The sequence below is a fragment of the bacterium SCSIO 12643 genome, assembly GCA_024398135.1.
GTDB lineage: Bacteria > Bacteroidota > Bacteroidia > Flavobacteriales_G > Salibacteraceae > CAJXZP01.
On record CP073750.1, the window covers coordinates 501,783 to 525,920 of the forward strand.

The following is a 24,138-nucleotide window of genomic DNA, read 5'->3' on the forward strand; positions in this document are numbered from 1 at the left end:
TTAAGCTAATTCTAATACAAATGCAGAAGCACCTCCACCACCGTTACAAATTCCAGCAGCTCCACGTTTACCTCCGTTTTGTTTCAATACATTGATTAATGTTACCAGGATTCTTGAACCTGATGATCCAAGTGGGTGTCCTAACGATACCGCGCCACCATTTACATCAACTTTTGCAGGGTCTAATCCTAATTTTTGAGTATTTACAATCCCTACTACTGAGAATGCCTCGTTTAACTCCCAGAAATCGATATCAGAGTTTTCTAAACCTGCTTTTGCCAATGCTTTTGGTAATGCTTTAGATGGTGCTGTTGTAAACCACTCTGGCTCATGTGCTGCATCTGCATAGCTCACTACTTTTGCCAATGGAGTTACACCTAACTCACGCATTTTTTCACCACTCATTAAAATCAAAGCCGAAGCTCCATCATTAATAGTTGATGCGTTTGCAGCAGTTACCGATCCATCTTTTTTGAATACCGGACGCAAAGTTGGAATCTTTTCGAATTTCACATTCTTATACTCCTCATCTTCGGTTACCATTAATGGCTCACCTCTTCTTTGTGGTACTTCAACAGGAACAATTTCATCATTAAATTTTCCAGCTTCCCATGCTGCAGCTGATCTTTTGTAAGACTCTACTGCGAATGCATCTTGCTCTTCTCTGGAAATATTACACTCAGTGGCACACATATCTGCAGCAACTCCCATGTGGAAATTGTTGTATACATCTTGAAGGCCATCTAAAATTAAACCGTCTTGCGCTTTAAAATCACCTAATTTAAATCCTCCACGTGAGTTTTTAATGTAATGTGGTACCTGAGACATGTTCTCCATTCCACCTGCAACAACAACATCGTTATCTCCAGTCATAATAGATTGTGCAGCCAACATTACCGCTTTCATTCCTGAAGCACATACTTTGTTTACAGTCGTACATGGTACATTTTGCTCAATTCCAGCAAAGATTGCAGCCTGACGTGCCGGAGCTTGTCCTGCACCTGCTTGTAGTACATTACCCATAAATACTTCTTGTACCCATTCTGGTTTGATACCACCTTTATCTAATGCGCCTTTGATTGCAGCTGCCCCTAACTTGGTTACAGGTACCGAAGATAAGATTCCGTTGAAACTTCCCATTGGTGTACGCACCGCTGAAACTATATATACTTCCTTCATATTGTATGTTTTAAATATTCAAATTTTACGGCTGCAAATTTAATGAATTCAACATACTTTGGAAAGTGAAATTCCAGTGTTTCCCGAGGATTAAAATCAAACCGAATCTAATTCATTTTCTTTTGCTGAAAATCTTCTGAAATCAGATTCATCACTTCACAATACTTCTCGATTATAGTGGTAATTCGATCTACATTCTCCCCTTTTTCAGCCCATTTTTCCAGTTCACGGATCTCATCAGTTAATGATGAGATACTCAATTGATCGATAACCGGTTTCATTTTATGCGCGACCTTTTTGATTTCAGGAAAGTCATGTTGCTCAAGTGCTTCTTTAAATTGTCCTGTGGTCAGTTCCGTTTCTTTAATGAAAATTCCAACTACTTTTTTAATGAAAGCATCGCTTCCCCGACTAATCTGTTCCAATTTATCCATAGAATAGAGACCATCTGCAGAATCCATTTTTTCAGGCTCAAGCTCCAAATCCACTCCTAACCATAAAGACAGTTTACCAATGATCTGATATTCTTCAAAAGGTTTAGGAACAAAATCGTTCATCCCGGAGTTTAAGTACTTTCTTTCGTCTCCTTCAATCACATTTGCCGTTAGAGCAATGATCGGGATATCCATTTTTAATCGATCTCTGATAATTTGAGTCGCCTGAAGCCCATCCATGACCGGCATTTGTACATCCATCAAAACCAAATCAAACTCTTCGGTTTGTAGTATATCAATTGCTTCAGCTCCATTCTCTACAAAAGTTAAATTCATCTCATAGGGCTCTAATGTAGCTTCTACCACCATTTGATTCATGGAGTTATCTTCTGCTATTAAAATCCTTTTATCTTTTAAATGATTCACACTATTGGCATCTATTTCTTCTACTTTGGTATTGATAATCCCTTCATGTAATTCTAACGGCAATTGAATCGTTACAGTAGTCCCTTTTCCTTTTTCACTCTCTACAGCAATATTTCCATCCATCAACTCCACCAACTCTTTACAGATATTCATACCTAGGCCTGTACCTCCGAATTTGCGTGCGGTTGAACTTCCTTCCTGAGTAAACTTCTCAAAAATCTTATCCAGGAACTCTTTATCCATTCCATAACCTTCATCAATAACCGCAATTGAAATCAGTTGTCGATCTACAGTATTTCCAATTAAATCCGCTTTAATTTTAATGACTCCTTCTGGGGTAAACTTGATAGAATTTCCAATTAAATTCAATAGAACCTGAGTGATTCTATGGGAGTCGCCAAAAAACGAAGCATTAATTTCCGGTGCAACTATCACTTCTATTTCCAAATCAGACTCCTCTGCTTTTGGAAGCATGACATGACGTGCGTGGTGCAGCATTTTACTAAAATCAAATGCCTCTTTCTCAATGGTAAACTTCCCTGCCTCTATCTTCGATAAATCGAGAATATCATTCAGAATTACCACCAGGTTATCTGATGCGGATTTAATAATATCTAAATAAAATTTCTGCTTATCACTTAAATCAGTCCTGAAAAGCATTCTGGTCATCCCAATAATTCCATTCATCGGTGTACGAATCTCATGGCTCATATTGGCTAAAAACACTTCTTTGATCTTAGCCGTTCGCTCAGTTTCCAGCTTAGATTCTATCAATTCCTTTTCAAGATTCTTATGCTCTGTCAAATCCAAATGAATCCCAATTGATCCTGAAACCGCTCCGACCTCATTATACAATGGGGCCCCACTGATAAGCCACCACCTTTCATCTCCTTCCTTATTTCTTACCGCTACTTCATACGTATCGGAAACCCCGGTTTTTCTAGACTCAATCTTAGAATCAATAATTGGCATATTTTCTTCATCCAAAAGAATCTCGGTTGAAGATTTACCCAGTATCTCAGACAATTCATAACCACTCATTTTACTAAAACTTCGGTTGACATACTGAACGATTCCTTCAGTATCCACTTCCATCAGTCCCAAATTCATATTAGTGATAATACGCTGATACTTTTCTTCACTTCGTTGGAGGTTCTTCAGATATTTTCTTTGTTTGGTTACATCCACATAATTCCACATGTGACCGCTATAGTAGTTTTCCACATATATCGGGATAAAAGAACGTTCGATGATTCTTCCGTCTTTAAGTTCCAATTCTTCATCAATAACCAACTTTTTGTCTGTTAGAAGTTCTTGAATCCGATCTTCATATTCTTTTTCAGATTCGAAAGCTCCTTTAACCTGAGATAATAAGTTAAATCCCATTTTGCCTATCAGCTCTGTTGGTGATTTAGCTATTCCAAACAGTTCACAAAATGCTTCATTCACAATGACAGATCTACTTTGTTCATCTTCTAGTAAGACCGCAGTATGGAGGTTTTTAATCAGATTATTTAATCTGGTTTGAGAAATTTTAGCATCTGTAATATCTCTCGCTACCGCATTGACCTGCAAAACATCTCCTTTTTCATCGAATTGCATCATGACGTTTTGCCCGAGCCAAAACAATTCACCCGTTTTTGATATGACAGGAAATTCTTTGTAGGTATCAACAATCTTCTCTTCCCATTGCTTGTAATAAAACTTACTCATACTTTCCTGATGACCGGAAAGTATCAACTCGGTAAAGTGTTTCTTTTTTATTTCTTCAATGGTATAACCGGTTTTCTTTAATGTAACCGGATTGGCATATGTAAAATACCCTTCTGCATTTAACCTGTAGATTAAATCTGACGCAGTTTCAACGATAGATTTAAAACGTGCTTCATTGATCTCCAGTTGGCGTGATCGTTCTTCAACCTGATCCTCGAGACTTGCATTGAGTTGCTTAAGCGCCTGATTCGCCTCATACAACTCAAAACTTTTTAACTCCAGAATTTTTTCAGCTTCTCTCCTTGCCAGCCTTTCACGTTCAATCTTTCGTTTTAAAAGATCTTCTGTCTTACTCATCAAGAACTTTTTTCACTAAAAATAAAACGCTGTTTCCTTCGTCATCCAGTTTTTCAATTTCTAATTTCTCCCCAAAATATGCCGCGCATCCATGCATCAATCCAATTGCCACATCTCCCATACTGCGGTGAGAATCGTATCTCACCTTCATGGTATTTTCATCAATTTGCTCTCCTTTGATTTGAGGTGGATTGGCTTCCGGATATAACTTTCTGACTTCGCTATGAATCAAACCATCCACATTCATTAATAATTGAAAAGTACTATCAATACCCCGTAGTAAATCCGGGTGACTTTTAACCAGTTTAGGGAATAAGTATTCGCCATAAGTGCTTAGTAAAACTTCAAGCGGAACATCTGTTTTTTTCTGTAGTTCTATAATTAATTGCACCAAATGAGAATGCCCATAGGTACCTACAGAAGTATAAGCTCCGTTATGAGGGTCATTTGCATTTTCTAAGATTTCGTCAACAATTTCATAGCCAAATTTCTCTTCGGCCATTTCTAAGAATTCGGTAAAAATAATTCCTTTCATATTTGATGGATTAGTTAATGAGTTCCTAAAAATAAAGATTTTAAATGAAAAAAGCCGCTCCCAATAGAATTGGAAACGGCTTTTCAAATAAAATAAGTTTAACTAATGCTAAAACACCAATTTCACAAACTTGGTGGCTTTTCTTGCCTGTCCCAGAATAATCATTTCATTTTCGCTTACAGGAACACTTACATATGGGCGACTAATCACTTCCTCATCAGCCCCTTTGTATAAAATATACCTTCCCAATTGACCTTCATCTGAAATCTCAAACAACACCACATCAGTATTTTTCTTATTTGGATTCCATGTATAGAATTTGCCTGAAGTATCGTAGTAACTATTTTTAGGGTTGTCATTAAACACAAATACTAAATTTCCATTTTGTAATTGCATTAAAGCATATCCAGAATAATATCCTCCGTCAGTCGAGTGTTGACGTTTAGGAATTAACTCCATCCAATCTACATCTCCATTTTCATCAAACTTTACGATAATGATATTACCATAAATATAATGCGTGGTATAATGTGTATTCCCGTTTGCATCAGTATAAGATGTTGTATAGGTATAATACTGTTCTGCAATCATGGTAATCGTAGCATCCTTATTTTCAATCAAAGCATCGATGGAATAAGAATACATTTCAATTTCTTTACCTTTAGCTTCTTTCTTCTTTGCTTTTTTCTTTGACTTTTCTGAAGAGTGCTGTACAATAAAATCAGTTGGGAACTCAGTCGTAGATTGATTTGAAATGGTATAATCCGCATCAAATAGCATATTAAATACTCCATTTTGTCCGTATCCATCCGTTGAATAAAATCCAGCTACCTGAATCTGACCATTATCCAATCTTTCAAAAGTGATATCAGTAACATGCTCACCTTCTAATGTTACGTCAAACTCTTCAGGTTCTCCCTCTCCTTCTTCATCGTATACCATCATTTTAAAAGAATAGTTGATTTCCCCTCTTTTGTATTTTCTGGAAGAATCATACACTTTAGCCAACAAGTATACTTTTCCATCATTTCCTACCTGCATGTCATATCTGTAGAAATCATCTTCCTCCTCTTCTACTTCCAGTTCTTTCTCACTCCAAACCTCATTCATTTCATTATCATAAACAATGAATCCGAATTTATCTTTATCGTCTTTGTTCGTTGGTAAATCTGACACAAACAACAGATAACTTGAATCAGCAGAAGTCGTAAAAGAATAACGCGCAGACTGTCTCTTTTTGTAACCTTCGTAAGATGCTTTCGCCAAAACTTTTGGTTTTGAAAAAGTCAATGATTCTTTATCTAACATCTGACTGTACAGATAAGTCATCTTTTCCTTCTTATCTCGATAAGTTGTAAAAAGTACAAACTCATCTTTCATTTGAACAATTCCTTTATACCATAAATCATGTTTTTGGTATTCCAGTTTAAAAGAATTCTTACGCTTTTGGTTCAGATCATTGTCGTAGTAAAACAAAGTCACCTCTGAGCCATACTTGGCCATTACATAGGTTCCATCCTCGTCTTTTCCAATGATCTTGTCAATAAGCTCTTTCTTCTTTAGCTTAATTTCTTCTCCAATAATAATTTCCAGGTCGGGTCTCTTATTTTGTGCTGCAAGGGTTAAGGTTAGCAGTGCGAATAAAAATGATGTGAATAATCTCATTACTAATTTTTGATTTGTTAATTATTGCATCCAAAAATATATTTTCTGTCAAGTTATAAAAGATTATGGTAGATATATTTATACTCCATTTAGGATTTATTTACACATTCCATTCACAATTTATGATTTAAAGATTTTATAACTGGTGGATAACTTACATTAAAACTTAAGTTTTAGCTTTATTATACCCCACAAATTCGGTAATATTGCCTGTCATTTTTTCTTATGGAAAACACGGATAGAAAAGAGCAGGTAAAACAAATTTTTTCCAACTTTTTGGAGCAAAACGGACACCGTAAAACGCCCGAAAGATTTGCAATACTTGAAGAAATTTATAGTCATGATGGACATTTTGATGTAGAATCGTTGTACAATCAAATGACCACAAAAAAGTACAGAGTGAGTCGCGCTACTTTGTATAATACCATTGAACTATTACTTTCTTCCGGCTTGATTCGTAAGCACCAATTTGGAAAAAATCAAGCGCAATTCGAAAAAGCCTTTGCCAATAAACAACACGATCACTTAATTGATGTGGAATCGGGCAAAGTAATCGAGTTCTGTGATCCACGTATTCAGATGATCAAAAACAGTATCGCAGAACAATTCGGGGTGGAAGTTTTATATCATTCTTTAAACATCTACGCTAACTTTTCACCTGAACAATCAGATAAAGAAAATTCAAAATAAAAATATAACCAGCAATGCAGGCAGACGTATTATTAGGGTTACAATGGGGTGACGAAGGAAAAGGTAAAATTGTTGATTTTTTGACTCCCAAATACAACATTATTGCAAGATTTCAAGGTGGACCTAATGCGGGCCATACTTTGGAGTGGGAAGGCAAAAAACATGTTTTACACACCATTCCTTCTGGAGTATTCCGTCCGGATACGATGAATCTAATCGGAAACGGAGTTGTGATTGATCCTTTTATACTTAAAAACGAAATAGAAGCGCTTGAGCCGTTTAATGTCAACATCAATGAAGTTCTTCAGGTTTCGAGAAAGGCACATCTTATTTTACCTACTCATAAATTGTTGGATGCGGCTTCTGAACAAGCAAAAGGAAAAACAAAGATTGGATCTACCCTTAAAGGTATTGGCCCAACTTATATGGATAAAACCGGAAGAAACGGTTTAAGAGTAGGTGACACCACGCATCCAAAATTTCAGGAGAAATATAATGCTTTAAAGGCTAAGCATATTAAAATCTTAAATCAATACGGATTTGATCTTTCAAACCTGGAGAATCTTGAAAAAGAATTTTTCATTGGTGTGGATAGATTAAAACAAATTCCATTTGTAGATAGCGAACATGCGGTTAACAATGCTTTAAAAAGTGGTTCTTCTGTATTAGCAGAAGGTGCACAAGGGTCCCTATTGGATATTGATTTTGGCTCTTATCCTTATGTGACTTCTTCAAATACAGTAACAGCAGGAGCGTGTACTGGATTAGGATTAGCTCCAAATAGAATTGGTGAGGTATTCGGTATTTTTAAAGCTTACTGTACACGTGTAGGTAGTGGACCTTTCCCTACTGAGTTATTTGATGATAATGGTGCGGAATTGGCAAAAAAAGGACACGAATTTGGCGCAACAACTGGTAGAGCCAGAAGATGTGGATGGATTGATTTGCCAGCGCTTAAATATGCAATTATGATTAATGGAGTTACCCAATTGATCATGACTAAAGCAGATGTTTTAAGTGGTTTTGACAATGTTCAGGTATGCACACATTACATGTATCAGGGAGATCAAATCGACTTCTTCCCATATGATATTGTAGATAACGAAATCGAGCCGGTATATAAATCTTTCCCGGGATGGGAAGATGATCTGCAAAATTTGAACTCTGAAGATGATTTTCCAGCGGAATTGAAAAACTACATTCAATTCTTAGAGGAAGAACTGGAAGTTCCTATCGCTATTGTATCTGTAGGACCGGATAGAGAGAAAACATTGGTGAGAGATCAAAGCATTTTATCTTAAACTGATTTGATAATAAAATTTAAAAAAAGTGATTAGATTGAAGTTTAATCACTTTTTTTGTCCTCCAAATTTAAATCCTTGATTCATTGAAGGTTTCCAGTACATATTTCGTATTTCTAATAATCCTTTTTCTTGGTATCGCATCTACTGCTTTTGGACAGAAAAAATCCAAACTGAAACTGTTGGGCGCTGAGAAAATGGTATATGACGAAGAAGCTCATGGTAAGGTTAGGATCTTGCAGGGTAATGTACGCTTTAAGCAGAATTCATCTTTGATGTATTGCGACAGTGCTGTACTTTACTCCGAAACGAATTCAATGAAAGCATTTGGAAACGTGAAAATTATAGATTCACGTAAAAAGACCGAAATGCGTGGTGACTCTCTGATTTACAATGGAAACACCAAAAAGGGTAAACTTAGAGGCAAAGTAACTTTCATTAGTGAAAGCCAGATTTTGGAGACGCGTCACCTGGACTTCAATACACAAACGGATGTGGCTCAATACTATGGCGGAGGGCACATCATCAATACTGATGACCAATCTGAATTAGATAGTAAAATTGGCTATTATTACTCCAGCACCAAATCTTTCTTTTTTAAAGATTCTGTAAAGTACATCACCAAAGATTACGAGATTTACTCTGATACCATGGAATATGATGGCAACGAAGACATCGTATACTTCCATGGACCTACAAGAATGTATGGTGATTCCAGCTCTATTTTATGTAGCAGTGGTTGGTATAATAAAAAGACCAAATTGTCTACGTTTTCTAAAGATGTGGTTATCGAATCCGATGGACAGGTATTAAAATCTGATAGTGTAATTTATCATCAGGAATCCAAAACCGGAGAAGCATTTGGATCAGTAGAGATTTTAGATACTACTAACAATACTCAGGTTAACGGTGATTACGCAAAATACGATAACATCAAGAAAAAATCTGTGGTTTCCGGTCATATCGAATTGGTGCTGATTTTCTCTGAAGACTCCCTGTATCTTCATTCGGATACCATGTATACGGACTATGATCCAACGAATACTCACCGTTTGATTCATGCATATAATCGTGTTCAGTTTTATAAATCAGATCTTCAGGGAAAATGTGATTCTTTAACTTTCTCTGAAGTGGATTCTACCATCAGAATGTTTGTGACTCCAGTAGTTTGGATTGACAGTAATCAGGTAACGGGTAAAGAAATTGTCATTAAAACCTATGATGGTGTAATTCAAAACATGCAAATCTTTGAAGAAGCGTTTATGGTTTCAGAAGAAGATTCTGCATTGTATAATCAGGTCAAAGGAAAATCTTTATATGCCCATTTTAAGAACAATGAGATTTATAGAATTGATGTGAATAGATCAGGTCAAACCATTTACTATGTAAGGGATGAAAATCAGGAATTGATGGGGATGAACCGCTTGGATTGCAGTAATATGAGCATCTATGTGGATTCTTTAGGCATCAATAATATCAAGTTCTTCAAACAACCTGACGGTACCTTCCATCCTATGAAAGAAGTGAAACCGGATATGCAGATTCTACGTCATTTTTATTGGAGAATTGATGAGCGCCCGGCAAAACGTGAAGATATTTTCCATTGGAAAGAAGTTCCCGAACGTATTGCCAAAAGAAGTAAAGGAAAATAATTCAATGTTCCACCTTTAACTTCAAAATTCTAACTTCGAATCATTTTTTTGATTATAGCAATTTGCCCTAAATGATAATGCGTATGTTCTATCAGGCCTATTAAATTTCTAAAATAAATCCCATACTTTGGGTCTGCAAAATCTTGCCACATTTTCTCCTCAGGAAGCTGTTCAATTAAATCTGCACATTTTTCCGCCTCATCCCAAATCTCATTACGCATCTTATTCCAGTCTTCTGGTTTGTTTATTTCCGGATGGTCAAAACTATATGCATCTTTTGCTTCCAAAGGCTTTCCTTCAAGTACCTTACGAATAGCAAAAACGTAATAACTCATATGGTAAGTCAGAGTCACGATATTATTCAAGGAATCAATTTGATGTAACGCTTCGGTCCAGGTAACATCATCCAGCAGGTCCTTTAAATTTGAAGTGGTCCAATTACCACCGAAAAATACCTCTCTAAAATGTTTGGCTGTTTGTTGGGATACATTCATAATACAATCTGATTAAGCCCTAAAATTAATGGTTTATCTCTTATTGTACCGATTCATTTTATCATAAAAAAAGCGCACATTAATGTGCGCTTTTAAATATGGTTGACTGAATTATTTCTGACTACAGGGAATGGTATCTGCAGGATGTACTTCGAAACCCGCTTTCATTGCTTCACATTCATTACAATACGTGACACCGTTACATGCACAAACACCATCACAAGTTGCCACACAAACCGAATCTTTCATAGACTCGGCCAGAGCTGCATCATAACAAGCATCATTACGTGGATCGTTACTACAACTAATAACGAATAACACGCCTAAGATGAATAATGCTAAAACAATTCTTTTCATTTATATATTTTTCATTCCGGATATCCTTCTCACCTTGAGGTTCGAAATCATCATATTTGCCTCAAATATAGTCTTTGTTCAAAATGGTTACAACAACTGCTGATGCCAACTCTCTTTTAAAGCGACTTCCCATTGATTTCTTAATCCGCCCATATTCTCAACGAGATTATTAAAAACAGTGGTTTCCGCGTTAATAGTTGCCGAATCCAATTTGCTTTGGAAATCAAACATAGGTTCTACCAAAACCTCTTGCGATTCGTTTTTATACGCAATATTCAATTTATCCAATAGTGTTACCTGATACTTCTTTTCTAATTCTTGTATAAATCTTACGGAACTATCAATCCCGCATCCCGAAACACCAGCAACTTGTTCATCAGCCGCGATGATGATAAAACGTCCATACATGACAATACAATCTGCTTCCAAAGCACTTCCGTGCGCTTTCCAGTTAGACACAAATGCTTTACCCAATTGAGTGATTTCATCAGTTTCTACAGAAGTAAACTCTCTTGAAGCAGTATAAATCCACACGCGTGAATGATCTGGTAAATGTGATAATATTGTTTCCATAATTATAGATCAGCAGCATTAGCAATTAATTCTGCGACATCCAGTACTTCTATTTCGTCTTCTTTGTTAAAACGCTTCACTCCATCTGTTAGCATGGTGTTACAGAAAGCACATCCAGTAGCTACTACATTGGCGTTCGTTTTCAAAACATCTTCCGTTCTTTCTACAAAAATCTCCTTGTCGCCTTTTTCAGCCTCTTTAAACATCTGTGCACCTCCAGCTCCACAACATAATGAGTTTCTTCTGGAACGTGCCATCTCTACCAACGCAGTATCAATCTTACCTAAAACTTCACGTGGTGCCTCATATACATCATTTCCTCTTCCTAAATAGCAAGGATCATGATAAGTAATCTTTTTACCTTTAAATTCCCCTCCTTCTACAGTGATCTTACCCGCTTCCAGTAAATTATTGATCAACTCGGTGTGATGAAGTACTTCATACTTTCCTCCTAATTTAGGATATTCGTTTTTCAGGGTATTAAAACAGTGTGGACATGTAGTTACCACTCTGGTTACATTATACCCATTCATTACCTGAATATTCATCATGGCCTGCATCTGAAACAAAAACTCATTTCCAGCTCTCTTAGCAGGATCACCAGAACATGCTTCTTCAGTTCCCAGAACAGCAAATTTTATATCCGCCTTGTTCAATATCTTTACAAATGCTTTTGTAATCTTTTTGGCTCTATCGTCAAAACTTCCTGCACAACCTACCCAGAATAATACATCCGGAGTTTCTCCGCTTGCAGTCATTTCAGCCATTGTAGGCACTTTAATCTTGTTTTCCATTTCGCTATCGAATTCTAAAAATCAAAACTTGATTTTCGGTTTGAATCACATGATGTAATTCATAATCATTAATCCCTCTACTAAAAAGTCTATTCGTCTTTCCAGTTTAATCTATCCGCCTGAGCAAATTGCCAAGGTGCTCCGTTGTTTTCGATGTTGGTGTAAACCGCATTTAACTCAGATGGTCCTTGCGATTCTTCCATCACTAAATATCTTCTTAAGTCAATGATAATAGATGCCGGATCAATCAAAACCGGACAAGCTTCCGTACAGGCATTACATGTAGTACAAGCCCAAAGTTCTTCTGGTTTGATATAATCATTTAATAATGACTTACCATCATCATAATCTGCTCCATTTTTATCTATGTTTTGCCCCACTTCTTCCAAACGATCACGTGTATCCATCATGATCTTACGAGGCGACAATAACTTACCTGTGAGGTTTGCCGGACATACTGAAGTACATCTTCCGCACTCTGTACAGGTATACGAATCCATCAATTGTTTCCAGTTTAAATCCTGAACATCTTTGGCTCCAAATCTTTCCGGCACAGCGTCCTCCGCTCCAGCAGGAGGTGCTGCATATGGATCTGCAGAAGGATCGAACATCATTTCAACCTCTTTGGTTACAGACTCCAAATTGTTTAATTCTGTCTTAGGCTCCAATTTCGCATAGAACGTATTTGGGAAAGCCAAAATAATGTGGAAGTGTTTAGAATATGGTAAGTAATTCAGGAACAACATAATTCCTATGATATGAAACCACCAGGCACCTCTTTCAATATAATGTAGTGCATCCAGATTTTCCGGCATTAATCCGGTTAAAAACTGGCTTACGGCAAACTTACCATCTAATCCCAAAGCATACTTTGACAATCCAGCAGCTTCTAATTGGTCTACAGGGGTAGCCATTAAAACCTGATCAGCAGCGTTCATAATTAGCAAAGCTGACATTAATACAAACTCAATGTATAAAATGTACAAAGCATCATTTTTAGCCCAACCTTTCATTTCCTTACTCCAGAAACGTGGAATCTTAACCACCATTCTTCGAATCCAGAATACTGTAACGCCAACGATTACCAAAACCGCCAGAACTTCAAAGAAGTTAATGATCATAAAGTAAAAATCACCTAATACAGAATGAAACAATCTATGTGTTCCGAAAATTCCATCCAAAATGATTTCTAAAACTTCAATATTGATTAGGATAAATCCTACATAAACAAATAGATGTAATAATCCTGCGACCGGACGTGCACTCATCTTAGATTGTCCCATAGCTACTCGAGCCATGGTCTTCCATCTCTCGTCTTTGCGATCAGAACGATCAATATCTTTACCTAAAAGAATGTTTCTTCGAATAACACCCACCTTTTTGGCAAACACATAAATCCCCGCTGCCAGAATAATTATAAAAATTACCGAACTTATCATACCTCTCTCTAATTATCAGATTCGTTTTTTTCCTCTTTGTCTTTTCCTCCCCAGATAGAAAAGTGAACATAGCGTTTTGGATGCTCTTTCATGTCTTTAAGTAGCAAATCCAAATCTATAGCTGACTGATTGAGGTTCGTATATAGCGAACTATCATTCAACATCTTGCTCATGGTTCCTGTTCCATTGTTGACCTTTTCCATCGCCTCTTTCATTTGAAGCAAAGCCAAATTCGCATTTTCTAACATCTTTTTGATATCCGCCTGACTCAACGAATCGCTTAAAGCAGACATATTTTTTAAGCTATTCGAAATATGCGCGTTATTATCTTCTAAATTTTGAGTGATTGAAGCTGCATTACTGGTAATGGCATGGATGTTTTTTCGCTCATTTTCCAACATAGAATTCACCGTCACAAAGGTTTGATTCACATTGGTTAATAAATCTTTTACAGCGGTCATTGTAGAATCATATTTCACCTTAAGCGGCTCAAATCTGTTCTCTACCTCAGCCATCATACTCACAGCTTCCTGACTTACTAAAGTATCCCCGGATGCCACATATTGATCTGAACTCTGGATTAAAAGGTTAATCGCTTTTGATCCAAAAATATCCGTACTTAAAATTTGGGCTACTGTATTTTTTGTGATTTGAATAGATTCGTTAACTACAACATACTCTACTAAAAGTTTCCCATCTCCACCACTCGCAAACGTGATCTTTCTTACTCTTCCTATCGGGAATCCATTAAGTACCACTTTACTTCCAACATGGAGGCCTTCCACATCATCATATACAGAGTATAAGACAGTACCTTCATTGAGCAGGCTATTTCCCTTTAAATAATTAAAACCGAAATACGCAACTACAAGACCTGCAATCGATAATATACCTACTTTAATTTCTTTAACTCCCATCTAGAAAAAATAATTTCCAAAGTTGACAAATTTCGTGAAATTACCGAATGAAAACTACTATTTATTTTGGTTAATGATATTCTCAGCTTCTTTTAGATTGATTTCTTTTCCTTTGTAAAACACTACGATATAAGCGTCTTTAAATGCTTCCTTTCGTAATTCTCTTTGGAAAGCAACAGCGTCTTCAAAATTGGAAAAATGGCCTAAAAAATATCGATACTTTCCATTTTTCTCGATCATTGAAATATCGCTATATCCTTTAAAGTTGTAACTCTTTAATTCCAGTTTTTTTGTAGATAATGCCACCTGAACTCTATAATCAATTCCTTCAACTGTTTTCATCTCAGGTTTTAAATCCAGATTTGTTGGAGTTGATGCATTGGGATTGATATCTGTTTTAACAGGATCTTCTTTTGCTTCCTGCTTTGGAGTCGAGCCAGTTTTAGGTTTGGATGTATCTACACCCTCCATTTCAGTTTTATAATCTCTAAAAGCTCTATAAATGGCAGAAGCCATATACACTTTACCATTTTCTGAATTTAGAAAATCCTCCTCGCTATTGTTACTGATAAAACCCAACTCAATTAAAACACTAGGCATCAATGTATATGAAATTACCCAATAACCTGCTTGCTTTACCCCTCTATTTTTTCTTCCCACACGATGTTCAAACTGCTGCTGTACTTTATTGGCAAACAAAATACTTTGCTCCAAATATTGACTTTGCATCATCGTTAAAGCAATCATACTTTCCGGAGAATTAGGATCAAATCCAGCGTAGTTTTCTTCGTAATCCTCCTCTAAGTAAATCACCTGATTCTCGCGCTTTGCCACTTCCATGTTGGCTTTGGATTTGTGCATTCCGATCACATAAGTTTCTGCTCCGTATGCAGATGCATTTCCATTCGTATTACAGTGGATCGAAATAAAAAGGTCTGCTTTAGCTTCGTTGGCAATTTTCGTTCTTTCGCGCAATTCAACAAAATTGTCCGAATCCCGGGTCATAATCACCTCTACGTTATCGTAATACTTTAAGATGTATTCTCTTACTTTTAGACTTACATCAAGCGCTAAATCCGCCTCCGTATCCGAATGTCTACCTGTCCCAATCGCCCCCGGGTCTTTTCCTCCGTGTCCTGCATCAATAATGACTCTTTTAATTTGGTAACCAGTAGGAGTTTGCCCCAATAGAAATATAGGGAAAACCAAGCCAATCAGGACAATAACTAAAAATTTCGTCTTCATTTAAATTTTCTTTCTTTCAAATTGTTAAGAATTGCTGTTACCATAATCGAATTCTTAGTTTTGCAGCATCAAATTTATTGTAACAAAAATATTCGGTTAAATTGTTTCGCATCTTCAACCTGTATAAAATAATTCACGTTTTGCTGTTAATTGTTATGGTATTCAAATGCAATGTTATCAATGCATATGCCAACAATTCAGGGGATGATATTTCAACGCCACCAACCGAAAAAGATTATACCGTTGAGGACTTCCAAGAGGATTTCATTTTATACAATGATAGTGTTGAACGTGTAAAAGGCGATACTATTCCATTTGACTCGGCAAGAATAGATTCTCTTAAAGAAATTATTAAGAATCCAAAGAAAGCAGAATCTACATTTAAATCTAAAGTCACGTATCATGGCGATGATTCTATTATGATTGATAATCGTCATAATAAAGCCTATATGTGGGGAAATGCCTGGGTAAAATATGAACAGATTGAACTCCAGGCCGACTATCTGGAAATTGATTTTGAAAATAATGAGGTCTATGCCAAGGGGCTGCCGGATTCTACAGGGAAACTACAAAACACCCCTGTTTTTATTGAAAAAGGTCAGGAGTACAAGTCGGGTGAAATGGTATACAACTTCAAGAGTAAAAAAGGTCTAATTAAAAAGATTACAACTCAGGAAGCCAGTGGTTACATTCATGGAGAAAAAGTAAAAATGGCTTCTCAGGATGTGTTTTATATCAAAAACGGACGCTACACCACTTGTGAATTGGATCATCCGCACTACTATATCCAGTCTAAAAAACTAAAAATCATCAATAATGATAAAATTGTAACGGGACCGGCTTATATGGCTGTTGAAGATGTTCCTACATTTTTGGCCATGCCATTTGGTTTCTTTCCGAATCAAGATAAAAGAACTTCTGGTATTCTTATTCCTGCTGTGGGTAGTTCACAAACCAAAGGTTTTAGCTTAACAGATGGCGGTTATTATTTTGGTTTTAGTGATCAATTTGATTTGACCTTCCAGGGGGATGTCTATTCTGATGGAAGTTGGTCCGGGAGAGCCTTAGCCAATTATAAAACTCGTTATAAAAGAAACGGATCACTTCGTGCGAGTTATACCAACAACAAAGAAGGGGACAAAGACGACCCCAACGCGGTAATTAGAAAATCATTCTTCGTCAACTGGCGCCATACTCAGGATCCTAAAGCAAAACCAAACAGTACGTTTACTGCAATGGTAAATATTGGTAGTAGTGATTATTTCCAAAACGATTTAAATACTTCAAGTAGTAATTTCTTACGAAATGAGTATACCTCTAACATCACCTATACGCAGAAATTCAGACAAAGTCCATTTACGGCTACGGTTAACGCCAGTCACAACCAAAATAACCAGGATTCTATTATCAACTTCGTATTACCAGAGGTTAACTTAACCATGGCCAGAATTTATCCATTGAAAAGAAAAAACAAAATCGGTAGAGATAAATGGTACGAGAAAATTGGGGTAACCTACTCGGGTGGATTTAAAAATGAACTTTCTACAAAAATCACTAATATATTTCCTACTGCCGATTCTGAAAACCAGCCAATGACTCCTGCTGATATTATTGGTGATTTTAATAATGGAGTAAGACATCGAGTGAATACAAGTACTTCATTGAAGTTAGGCCATTTAAATGTTTCTCCGGGAGTCGCTTACAGTGAAACCTGGTACTTTAAATCCGTTAACCAGGAATACGACACTGCAAATAATATAATTAGAGATACCATACCTGGGTTTAGTCGTTTTGGAAGTTTAAATCTAAATACCTCTATGTCAACAAAATTATACGGGATTTTTGCCTTTAAAGGAGAACGTATCAAAGCAATTCGTCATACCATGACCCCAGCTGTAACTTTTTCTTATCAACCTAACTTAAGTAAAATCCACCCGGAATACTTTGGAGAAAGAACCGATACTGCAGGTAATACTACAACCTATAATGTTTTTGAAGGATCTGTATATGGTACGCCAAATGGAAGTGAAATGGGACTGGTTTCATTTCAACTGCAAAACATTGTAGAAATGAAACACAAAAAACGTAATGACACTACCGATAAGTATACCAATGTAAATTTATTAGATGCATGGAATTTTAGTACATCCTATAATATGCTAGCTGATTCTTTTAATTGGCAACCAATGCGAATGGACATTAGATCCAGAGTTGGAAAGTTTGTAAATTTAGTGGTAGGGTCTACCTCCGATTTCTATGGATTAAAAACTGATCCTGAGACGGAAAAAGTTTCAAGAAGTACTAATTTCCATTACAACCAAACCGGTAAATTTTTAAGATTAACTCAATTAAGAACCAGTGTAGGTTTATCCTTGTCAGGTGAGTCTTTGGGGACCACTAAACAAAATGAAGAAATAGATCGTATTAAAGCACCTCAGGATGAAAATACCATTTATGAGGAAGAACGCTATGTAAACTTTAATGTGCCATGGGATCTAAAAGTGAATTACGTATTGACCTATAATAAACCTCTAGATGAAGTTACCGTAGTTAACTCACTTACCTTCTCAGGTAGTATTAACCTAACTCCTGGATGGAAAGTTAGAATGCGTTCTTCTTACGATTTTGACCAAAACAAACTGGGATATACAGCTTTAGATATTTATCGTGATTTACACTGCTGGCAAATTGATGTAAATGTGATTCCTTTTGGTTCCAGAAAGAGTTTTATGGTGAACGTCAAAGTAAAACAAGGGTTCTTACAAGATCTGAAGCTGACTCGTAATAGCAGATGGTTCGATAACTAATAAAAAAAAGGGACGGAAGCATTACCCCATCCCTATTCTCACCTATACTACTACTCTCTACTTTAACTGATCTTTAAATACTTTTCTAAATTTTTCTAGCTTAGGTTGTATTACATAGGTACAATATCCTTGATTTGGATTGTTACTGTAATAATCCTGATGATAGTTTTCAGCGATCCAAAACTTCGTTAATGGTACCACCTCAGTTACGATTGGATTTGGATATGCTTTCTCTGCATTTAACTCTTTAATGATTCTTTCAGCTGTCTCCTTTTGATAATCATTGGCATAAAAAATCGCAGATCTATATTGCGTTCCATGATCTGCTCCTTGATAATTGAGTGTAGTGGGATCGTGTGTTTTAAAAAATACAGCCAGAAGTGTTTCAAAACTTACAATATCCGGATCGTAAGTGATTTTTGCCACTTCAGCATGACCAGTTTTTCCAGAGGTGACTTCTTTATATGTGGGATTGGCATACGTTCCTCCGGTATATCCACTTTCTACACTATATACTCCTTTTAATTCTTGAAATACGGCTTCTACACACCAGAAACAACCTGCTCCAAATACTGCTACTTCCATTTTTTTATGATTCATTTCTTTTGTATTGGCCCACAAACTTTGAGCTCCTATTAATAATACCGATATTACAATTCCTAGCTTTTTCATCTTACTTCAATTTACGTTAAACAAAAATAATAGTTCAAGAGTGGTGGTTAAAAAGAGGAACTACATACAGCAGCCCCTCTTCACTTATGGGAGGATGATTAGTTTAATGACAAGGTCACTCTAATACTCTTGTCATTCATAATGTAGGTGTAGCCATCGTTTACCGGAATCACTGTTCCGTTTTCATCAGCTCCGGTATTTGGACCGGATTGACGTGGTGGTTGATTCATTCCAAATCCAGGTAATTCATTTACCTCAGTACCTGCATCCCATAATTGTACAACTGAAGTGATATCTCCACTTTGTGGAGAATTGCCACTCCAAAGCTCGTATCCATCCTGACCAAATCCATAGAATAAATCATTGGATTGAACATACATAGTTGCGATAGATAAGTATTCCCCTTTTGTTGCAGTGAATGTAAATTCATACTTATCTCCAGGGAAAATTGGACCTGGTGCAGATGCCCCCATCGGGGTATTGAATACACCAGAAGACGTCACACCACTTGCTGTTTCCAAAGCTGTACCTAATACCGATGCATCACCATCTTCAGCTAACGCTTCTAGTCCTGCAGAACTGTTATCTCCTGACATAAAAACTGGTTTTACGTTAGCTGAATGTACTGCCCAAACTCCCGGTGCAAATGGTGTATTGATCCCTGAATTCATTTCTAAATAAGCTCCTAATGCTACTGGTGATCCATCTTCAGCTAATGCTTCCAAACCATTTCCAGCATCTGCCATGTTTTCTCTAAAAATAGGATATCCTGATTTGTGAACTGACCAAACACCTGGTGCGATTGCGGTGGTACTCCCTGACAAGTTTTCAATTCTAACCACAACTTCATTCGCGTTCGTACCTGCAGTTAAAGTCACTCTAATCGTGCTAGCTACTGAAGGATATGTGAATCCGTCCATCACATTGGCGATATCACGAACTGTTCCGTTTTCAGCAGGCCCAGTATTTGGACCGGATTGATTCATCGGTTGATTGGCTCCCGAACCCGGCATTTCATTTACTTCGGTTCCCGCATCCCATAATTTAATTTGTGCGGTTACATCTCCTGTCACCAATGTCCCATTGTTATATAACGGTAACCCACCTTCATCAGGCGCAAAAAACAAATCATTTGAACCAACAAACATTGTTGCAAAAGACAATCTACTATCCTGATCCGCAATTACTGTAAATTCATATGCATTTCCCGGAGCTGCACCTCCTGGCATTGATGCTCCAACCGGAGTATTAAAAATTCCAGATGACTGATACATATAAGGTGTTTGAATATTCTCAATCGTTACTTTGAACTTTTGAGTTTCTACACTCGGAGTTTCAGTAGTGTCATCCTTCTTACAAGAAGCCATTGTAACTGTAGCTGCAGCTACGAATAATAATGCTTTGATTTTCATAGTATATTGTTTTTAACTTTATGACACAAACGTACCCGTAGGAAATCACGAGAATATCACAAAAGCGTATACAGAATATAGAATCCTCAACTTAGAGTCAATATATTGTCATGAAATGGGAAAGGCACTTAAAGAATGATCTCTAAGTGCCTTTAAATTCAAACGTATATACGTTTGAGGAAGGATCTTTACTTACTTCATCGGCAAACTGAATGTGAATGATGTTCCTTGTTGAAGGACACTCACCACATCAATTTTACTATTATGTAATTCCAATATTTTCTTCACAATTGCCAATCCTAAACCAGTCCCTGATTCAGAATTTCCCTTGCGATATCGATCAAAAATGTACGGTAATTCTCCATCTGGAATTCCAACTCCGGTATCCTTAACAGAAACCATAAGTTGATTGTTGATCATTTGAATCACCACCTTGACTTTTCCACCTGAAGGGGTATGTTTAATGGCATTATCGATTAAATTCTGCATGACACGATTAATCAAAGCAATATCCGCATAGACATAAGGCTTTTTAACATCCGATTCAAATTCCAATTCCAGATCATTGCTTTTAGCAATCAACTCATATTTAGAAACAATATCCGAAACCATTTCTTCGATCGAGAAAGTTTCAAATTGCGCACGTACACTATTGGACTCTAGTTTTGAGATTTCAAATAAATCATCTACCAGTTTTTTAACTTTTTCCGTACTCGACAAAATAAAATTGGTGTATTTCATTTTATCTTCTTTACTCAACTTTTCATCTAACATGACCAGCGTTTCAGCATATCCCTGGATGGATGTTAAAGGAGTTCTCAAGTCATGCGATACGTTAGCTATTAATTCTTTCTTGAGATTTTCCAGTGACTTCCTTTCATTGATGTATTCTACCAAAGTGTCTGACATCTCATCAATGTTATTCGCAAGAACGGACAGTTCTCCCTTTGTTTTTAAGTTAATCCGCGCATTTAAATCGCCATTCTTAAAATCATTTACCGACTTTATAATTTTATTGAGATTCTTAGTCAAATACCAAATCAAAATCAACCCGATCACGATAGTTGAAATCAACGTAATTAGAATTGACTTTGTAGCCAGCTTCATTCTAAAACTATTCTCCAACATATGAGTGACGGTAGTATACTCTTCACTAGCTAAAATCACATAAATATATCCGACCTGATTTTCGCTATCTAATATTTTCGATGCTGAAAAAATCTTGTATACTCCAGGGTTTCTTGGATCTTCGCCTTTAATCACAGCATCAGGGTTTTCTTCAAATTCATGAATTGGGCCTAAATCCAAATGTGTCAATTTCACTTTGCCGAATGGGGCGTAAAAAGACAAAATTTCCCCTTCATTATTTAATAAATACACTTCAACGGATGGATTCAAAACCATCACATTATGAAAGATATTTTTGACTTCTAGAGTATCCAAGCTTCCATTTAAAAACGGCTTGGTATGTTTGGCTATTCTTTTGGCAACAGATCGATTTAGTTTTTGCGAAGTTTCCTGTGAATACTCTAAAGATGTAGAATAGGTAATATAAATATAACCACCTGCCAATAACATTAATCCTAGAAGGAAAAACAGAGATAAACGCCAGAACAAACTATTTTGTAAAGATTTCATAGGCTATAGTTCATCGTTAAATTTATATCCTACTCCCCAGGATGTTAAAATATAATCCGGTTTATTTGGTGTTTTTTCAATCTTCGCTCGTAGTCTATTAATATGAGAATTCACCGTATGCTCATACCCTTCAAATTGGTATCCCCAAATCAAATTCAAGAGCTTTTCTCTGGTGTAACTTACACCTTTATTTTGTGCTAAAAGAAACAATAAATCGAATTCTTTCTTGGTTAAATCTACCGGAGTTCCTCTTAAAATCACTTTACGCTTGGCTTCGTCAATTTCTAAATCGGCAAATTTTAAAACTTCAGCTTCTTTGATTGGAGGTAATACTTCACCCCTTCGGATACTCGCTTTAACTCTAGCTAAAAACTCTCTAATTCCAAATGGCTTGGTCACATAATCATCCGCACCTGATTCCAGACCTAACACTTTGTCAATCTCTTCGTTTTTAGCTGTAAGGATGATAATTGGAGTTTGGATTTTTTCCATGCGTAACTTACGGCAAACATCCATTCCGTCACCATCAGGAAGCATTAAATCTAATAAAACCAGTTGATAAGATTGATTCATCGCATGATCCATTCCCGCACGAACGGTATCAACATGATCTACTTCATATGAAGCATTTTCCAAATGAAGTTTCACCAACTCTGCGATAGATGGATCATCTTCAACCAATAAAATCCTCTGTTTACTCATGGTTACAAAAGTAACAGTAGAATATCACAAAATTCTCACGAAATGATTTTTCGCTGATTTTGAAGGGTTAAAACATCTTATTTTTACAAATATCTTTCTCTGATAATTCTATTATGATGGTAATTATGTCCAGCCATGAACCATCCTATAATTCTTGGGGTCACAATGATTCCATTCCCATTACCTTCCAAATCCAAAACATCCGGTTGAATAGATTTCATTAATGAAATTGTGGACAATCTGGAAACAGCATAATCTTCACAAATGGTATTCAAATCTACACGCTTGGTATAATCGTTATCCACAAATAACTGATCATCAAATCCGGGTAACTTCTGCATATCACCACGTGCAATACTCAGGGCTCGATAACAAAATACGCGTTCACAATCGATCACATGCTGAAATAGCTGCTTGATATTCCATTTGCCTTCTGCATAAGCAAAAGATTCTTTTGGAGCAGATATATTCTGAATCAAATCGATTGTTTCTGCTCTGGAATTCACCAAAGCAGATATTAAATCCTCTTCGGGTGCCGTATCAATTATGGATGCAAAATAGGCATTGGGCACATACTTGGTTGGCTTCGAAATCATAGCTTAATTATCACGATTTTCAAAATCCTCATGTTTTTTGGACTCTATTCTTTTCATGATAAAATAGATCAACAAAACGAAAAGGATAACTCCTCCCAAACCATAAAACCCTAAAATCACTAACGGAAAAGCTTCCATCTTACGAAAGTTTTACGGCTGTTCCATATGCCAATATCTCGGAACATCCTTGCATGACCATTGATGTGGTCAAACGGACATTGACGATCGCATCAGCACCTGATTTTTGTGCATCCTGAATCATACGCTGCATCGCCTGTTCTCTAGATTCTGCTTGCAGTTTAGTGTATTCACTAATCTCACCTCCAACAATATTTTTCAATCCAGCGAAAATATCTCTACCTATATTTCTAGCTCTTACGGTGCTACCACGTGCTACACCTAATATTTCAGTGATTTCTTTTCCGGGTATTGTTTCAGTTGTTGATACAATCATCTTATTTAAGTTTGGTTACCACCAAATATAAATCATTCTGTAAATTCAACTGAAATAATGTGTTAAACGGAAAATTCTCGTTTACA

General features: G+C 36.5%; 21 protein-coding genes. 4 read left to right on the forward strand and 17 right to left on the reverse strand.

All coding sequences use genetic code 11. The features are described from left to right. The 4 genes from KFE94_02190 to KFE94_02205 all read right to left on the reverse strand — a co-directional run bounded on the left by KFE94_02190 (nucleotide 1) and on the right by KFE94_02205 (nucleotide 6,309). Complete coding sequence (locus KFE94_02190) at nucleotides 1–1,179, reverse strand: acetyl-CoA C-acyltransferase (GenBank protein ID UTW66946.1); 1,179 nt, start codon at nucleotides 1,177–1,179, stop codon at nucleotides 1–3. Nucleotides 1,180–1,286: 107 nt separating this feature from the next. After that, nucleotides 1,287–4,109 (reverse strand): PAS domain S-box protein, encoded by a 2,823-nt coding sequence (locus KFE94_02195; protein UTW66947.1) that lies wholly within the window; start codon nucleotides 4,107–4,109, stop codon nucleotides 1,287–1,289. Continuing rightward, the gene (locus KFE94_02200; GenBank protein ID UTW66948.1) at nucleotides 4,102–4,644 is read right to left on the reverse strand and encodes a heme NO-binding domain-containing protein; all 543 of its coding nucleotides are present in this window, start codon (nucleotides 4,642–4,644) and stop codon (nucleotides 4,102–4,104) included. The genes KFE94_02195 and KFE94_02200 overlap by 8 nt, the downstream gene beginning before the upstream one ends. A 108-nt stretch (nucleotides 4,645–4,752) precedes the next feature. Then, nucleotides 4,753–6,309: a hypothetical protein gene (locus KFE94_02205; GenBank protein UTW66949.1), complete on the reverse strand. Its 1,557-nt coding sequence runs from the start codon at nucleotides 6,307–6,309 to the stop codon at nucleotides 4,753–4,755. A gap of 225 nt (nucleotides 6,310–6,534) precedes the next feature. Here KFE94_02205 and KFE94_02210 point away from each other — a divergent pair, with 225 nt between their 5' ends. From KFE94_02210 to KFE94_02220, 3 genes are all read left to right on the forward strand, one after another. Continuing rightward, the gene (locus tag KFE94_02210) at nucleotides 6,535–6,999 is read left to right on the forward strand and encodes a transcriptional repressor (GenBank protein ID UTW66950.1); all 465 of its coding nucleotides are present in this window, start codon (nucleotides 6,535–6,537) and stop codon (nucleotides 6,997–6,999) included. A 14-nt stretch (nucleotides 7,000–7,013) separates the two neighbouring features. Then, a complete protein-coding gene (locus KFE94_02215) occupies nucleotides 7,014–8,300 on the forward strand; it encodes an adenylosuccinate synthase (protein UTW66951.1) in 1,287 nt (428 codons plus the stop codon). Between the two features lie 86 nt (nucleotides 8,301–8,386). Next, the gene (locus tag KFE94_02220) at nucleotides 8,387–9,952 is read left to right on the forward strand and encodes a hypothetical protein (protein ID UTW66952.1); all 1,566 of its coding nucleotides are present in this window, start codon (nucleotides 8,387–8,389) and stop codon (nucleotides 9,950–9,952) included. Nucleotides 9,953–9,981: 29 nt separating this feature from the next. Here KFE94_02220 and KFE94_02225 read toward each other — a convergent pair whose 3' ends face one another. From KFE94_02225 to KFE94_02255, 7 genes are all read right to left on the reverse strand, one after another. Beyond that, a complete protein-coding gene (locus KFE94_02225; GenBank protein UTW66953.1) occupies nucleotides 9,982–10,446 on the reverse strand; it encodes a DUF1572 domain-containing protein in 465 nt (154 codons plus the stop codon). A gap of 111 nt (nucleotides 10,447–10,557) precedes the next feature. Continuing rightward, on the reverse strand, nucleotides 10,558–10,803 hold the full coding sequence (locus KFE94_02230) for a kazal domain protein (protein ID UTW66954.1): 246 nt from the start codon (nucleotides 10,801–10,803) through the stop codon (nucleotides 10,558–10,560). A gap of 87 nt (nucleotides 10,804–10,890) precedes the next feature. Then, nucleotides 10,891–11,376 (reverse strand): ABC transporter ATPase, encoded by a 486-nt coding sequence (locus KFE94_02235; GenBank protein UTW66955.1) that lies wholly within the window; start codon nucleotides 11,374–11,376, stop codon nucleotides 10,891–10,893. Nucleotides 11,377–11,378: 2 nt separating this feature from the next. Further along, nucleotides 11,379–12,170: a (Fe-S)-binding protein gene (locus KFE94_02240; protein ID UTW66956.1), complete on the reverse strand. Its 792-nt coding sequence runs from the start codon at nucleotides 12,168–12,170 to the stop codon at nucleotides 11,379–11,381. An 89-nt stretch (nucleotides 12,171–12,259) separates the two neighbouring features. Beyond that, nucleotides 12,260–13,609, reverse strand: coding sequence for a (Fe-S)-binding protein (locus KFE94_02245; GenBank protein UTW66957.1), 1,350 nt, complete (start codon nucleotides 13,607–13,609; stop codon nucleotides 12,260–12,262). Nucleotides 13,610–13,617: 8 nt separating this feature from the next. After that, nucleotides 13,618–14,526: an MCE family protein gene (locus KFE94_02250; protein ID UTW66958.1), complete on the reverse strand. Its 909-nt coding sequence runs from the start codon at nucleotides 14,524–14,526 to the stop codon at nucleotides 13,618–13,620. Between the two features lie 57 nt (nucleotides 14,527–14,583). Then, nucleotides 14,584–15,771 (reverse strand): N-acetylmuramoyl-L-alanine amidase, encoded by a 1,188-nt coding sequence (locus tag KFE94_02255; GenBank protein ID UTW66959.1) that lies wholly within the window; start codon nucleotides 15,769–15,771, stop codon nucleotides 14,584–14,586. Nucleotides 15,772–15,911: 140 nt separating this feature from the next. Here KFE94_02255 and KFE94_02260 point away from each other — a divergent pair, with 140 nt between their 5' ends. After that, nucleotides 15,912–18,578 (forward strand): LPS-assembly protein LptD, encoded by a 2,667-nt coding sequence (locus KFE94_02260; GenBank protein ID UTW66960.1) that lies wholly within the window; start codon nucleotides 15,912–15,914, stop codon nucleotides 18,576–18,578. Between the two features lie 57 nt (nucleotides 18,579–18,635). Here KFE94_02260 and msrA read toward each other — a convergent pair whose 3' ends face one another. The 6 genes from msrA to KFE94_02290 form a co-directional block, all read right to left on the reverse strand. Then, nucleotides 18,636–19,250 carry a peptide-methionine (S)-S-oxide reductase MsrA gene (gene msrA / locus KFE94_02265; GenBank protein UTW66961.1) on the reverse strand — a complete coding sequence of 205 codons (615 nt, stop codon included), beginning with the start codon at nucleotides 19,248–19,250 and terminating at the stop codon, nucleotides 18,636–18,638. Nucleotides 19,251–19,348: 98 nt separating this feature from the next. After that, a complete protein-coding gene (locus tag KFE94_02270) occupies nucleotides 19,349–20,662 on the reverse strand; it encodes a spondin domain-containing protein (protein ID UTW66962.1) in 1,314 nt (437 codons plus the stop codon). A gap of 192 nt (nucleotides 20,663–20,854) precedes the next feature. Beyond that, nucleotides 20,855–22,300, reverse strand: coding sequence for a HAMP domain-containing histidine kinase (locus tag KFE94_02275; GenBank protein ID UTW66963.1), 1,446 nt, complete (start codon nucleotides 22,298–22,300; stop codon nucleotides 20,855–20,857). A 3-nt stretch (nucleotides 22,301–22,303) separates the two neighbouring features. Further along, entirely contained in the window at nucleotides 22,304–23,002 is a 699-nt protein-coding gene (locus tag KFE94_02280) for a response regulator transcription factor (GenBank protein ID UTW66964.1), read from the reverse strand. Nucleotides 23,003–23,085: 83 nt separating this feature from the next. After that, entirely contained in the window at nucleotides 23,086–23,598 is a 513-nt protein-coding gene (locus tag KFE94_02285) for a DinB family protein (protein ID UTW66965.1), read from the reverse strand. A gap of 139 nt (nucleotides 23,599–23,737) precedes the next feature. After that, nucleotides 23,738–24,052, reverse strand: a complete 315-nt coding sequence (locus KFE94_02290; GenBank protein UTW66966.1) for a YbjQ family protein — start codon at nucleotides 24,050–24,052, stop codon at nucleotides 23,738–23,740. Nucleotides 24,053–24,138 lie beyond the last annotated feature (86 nt).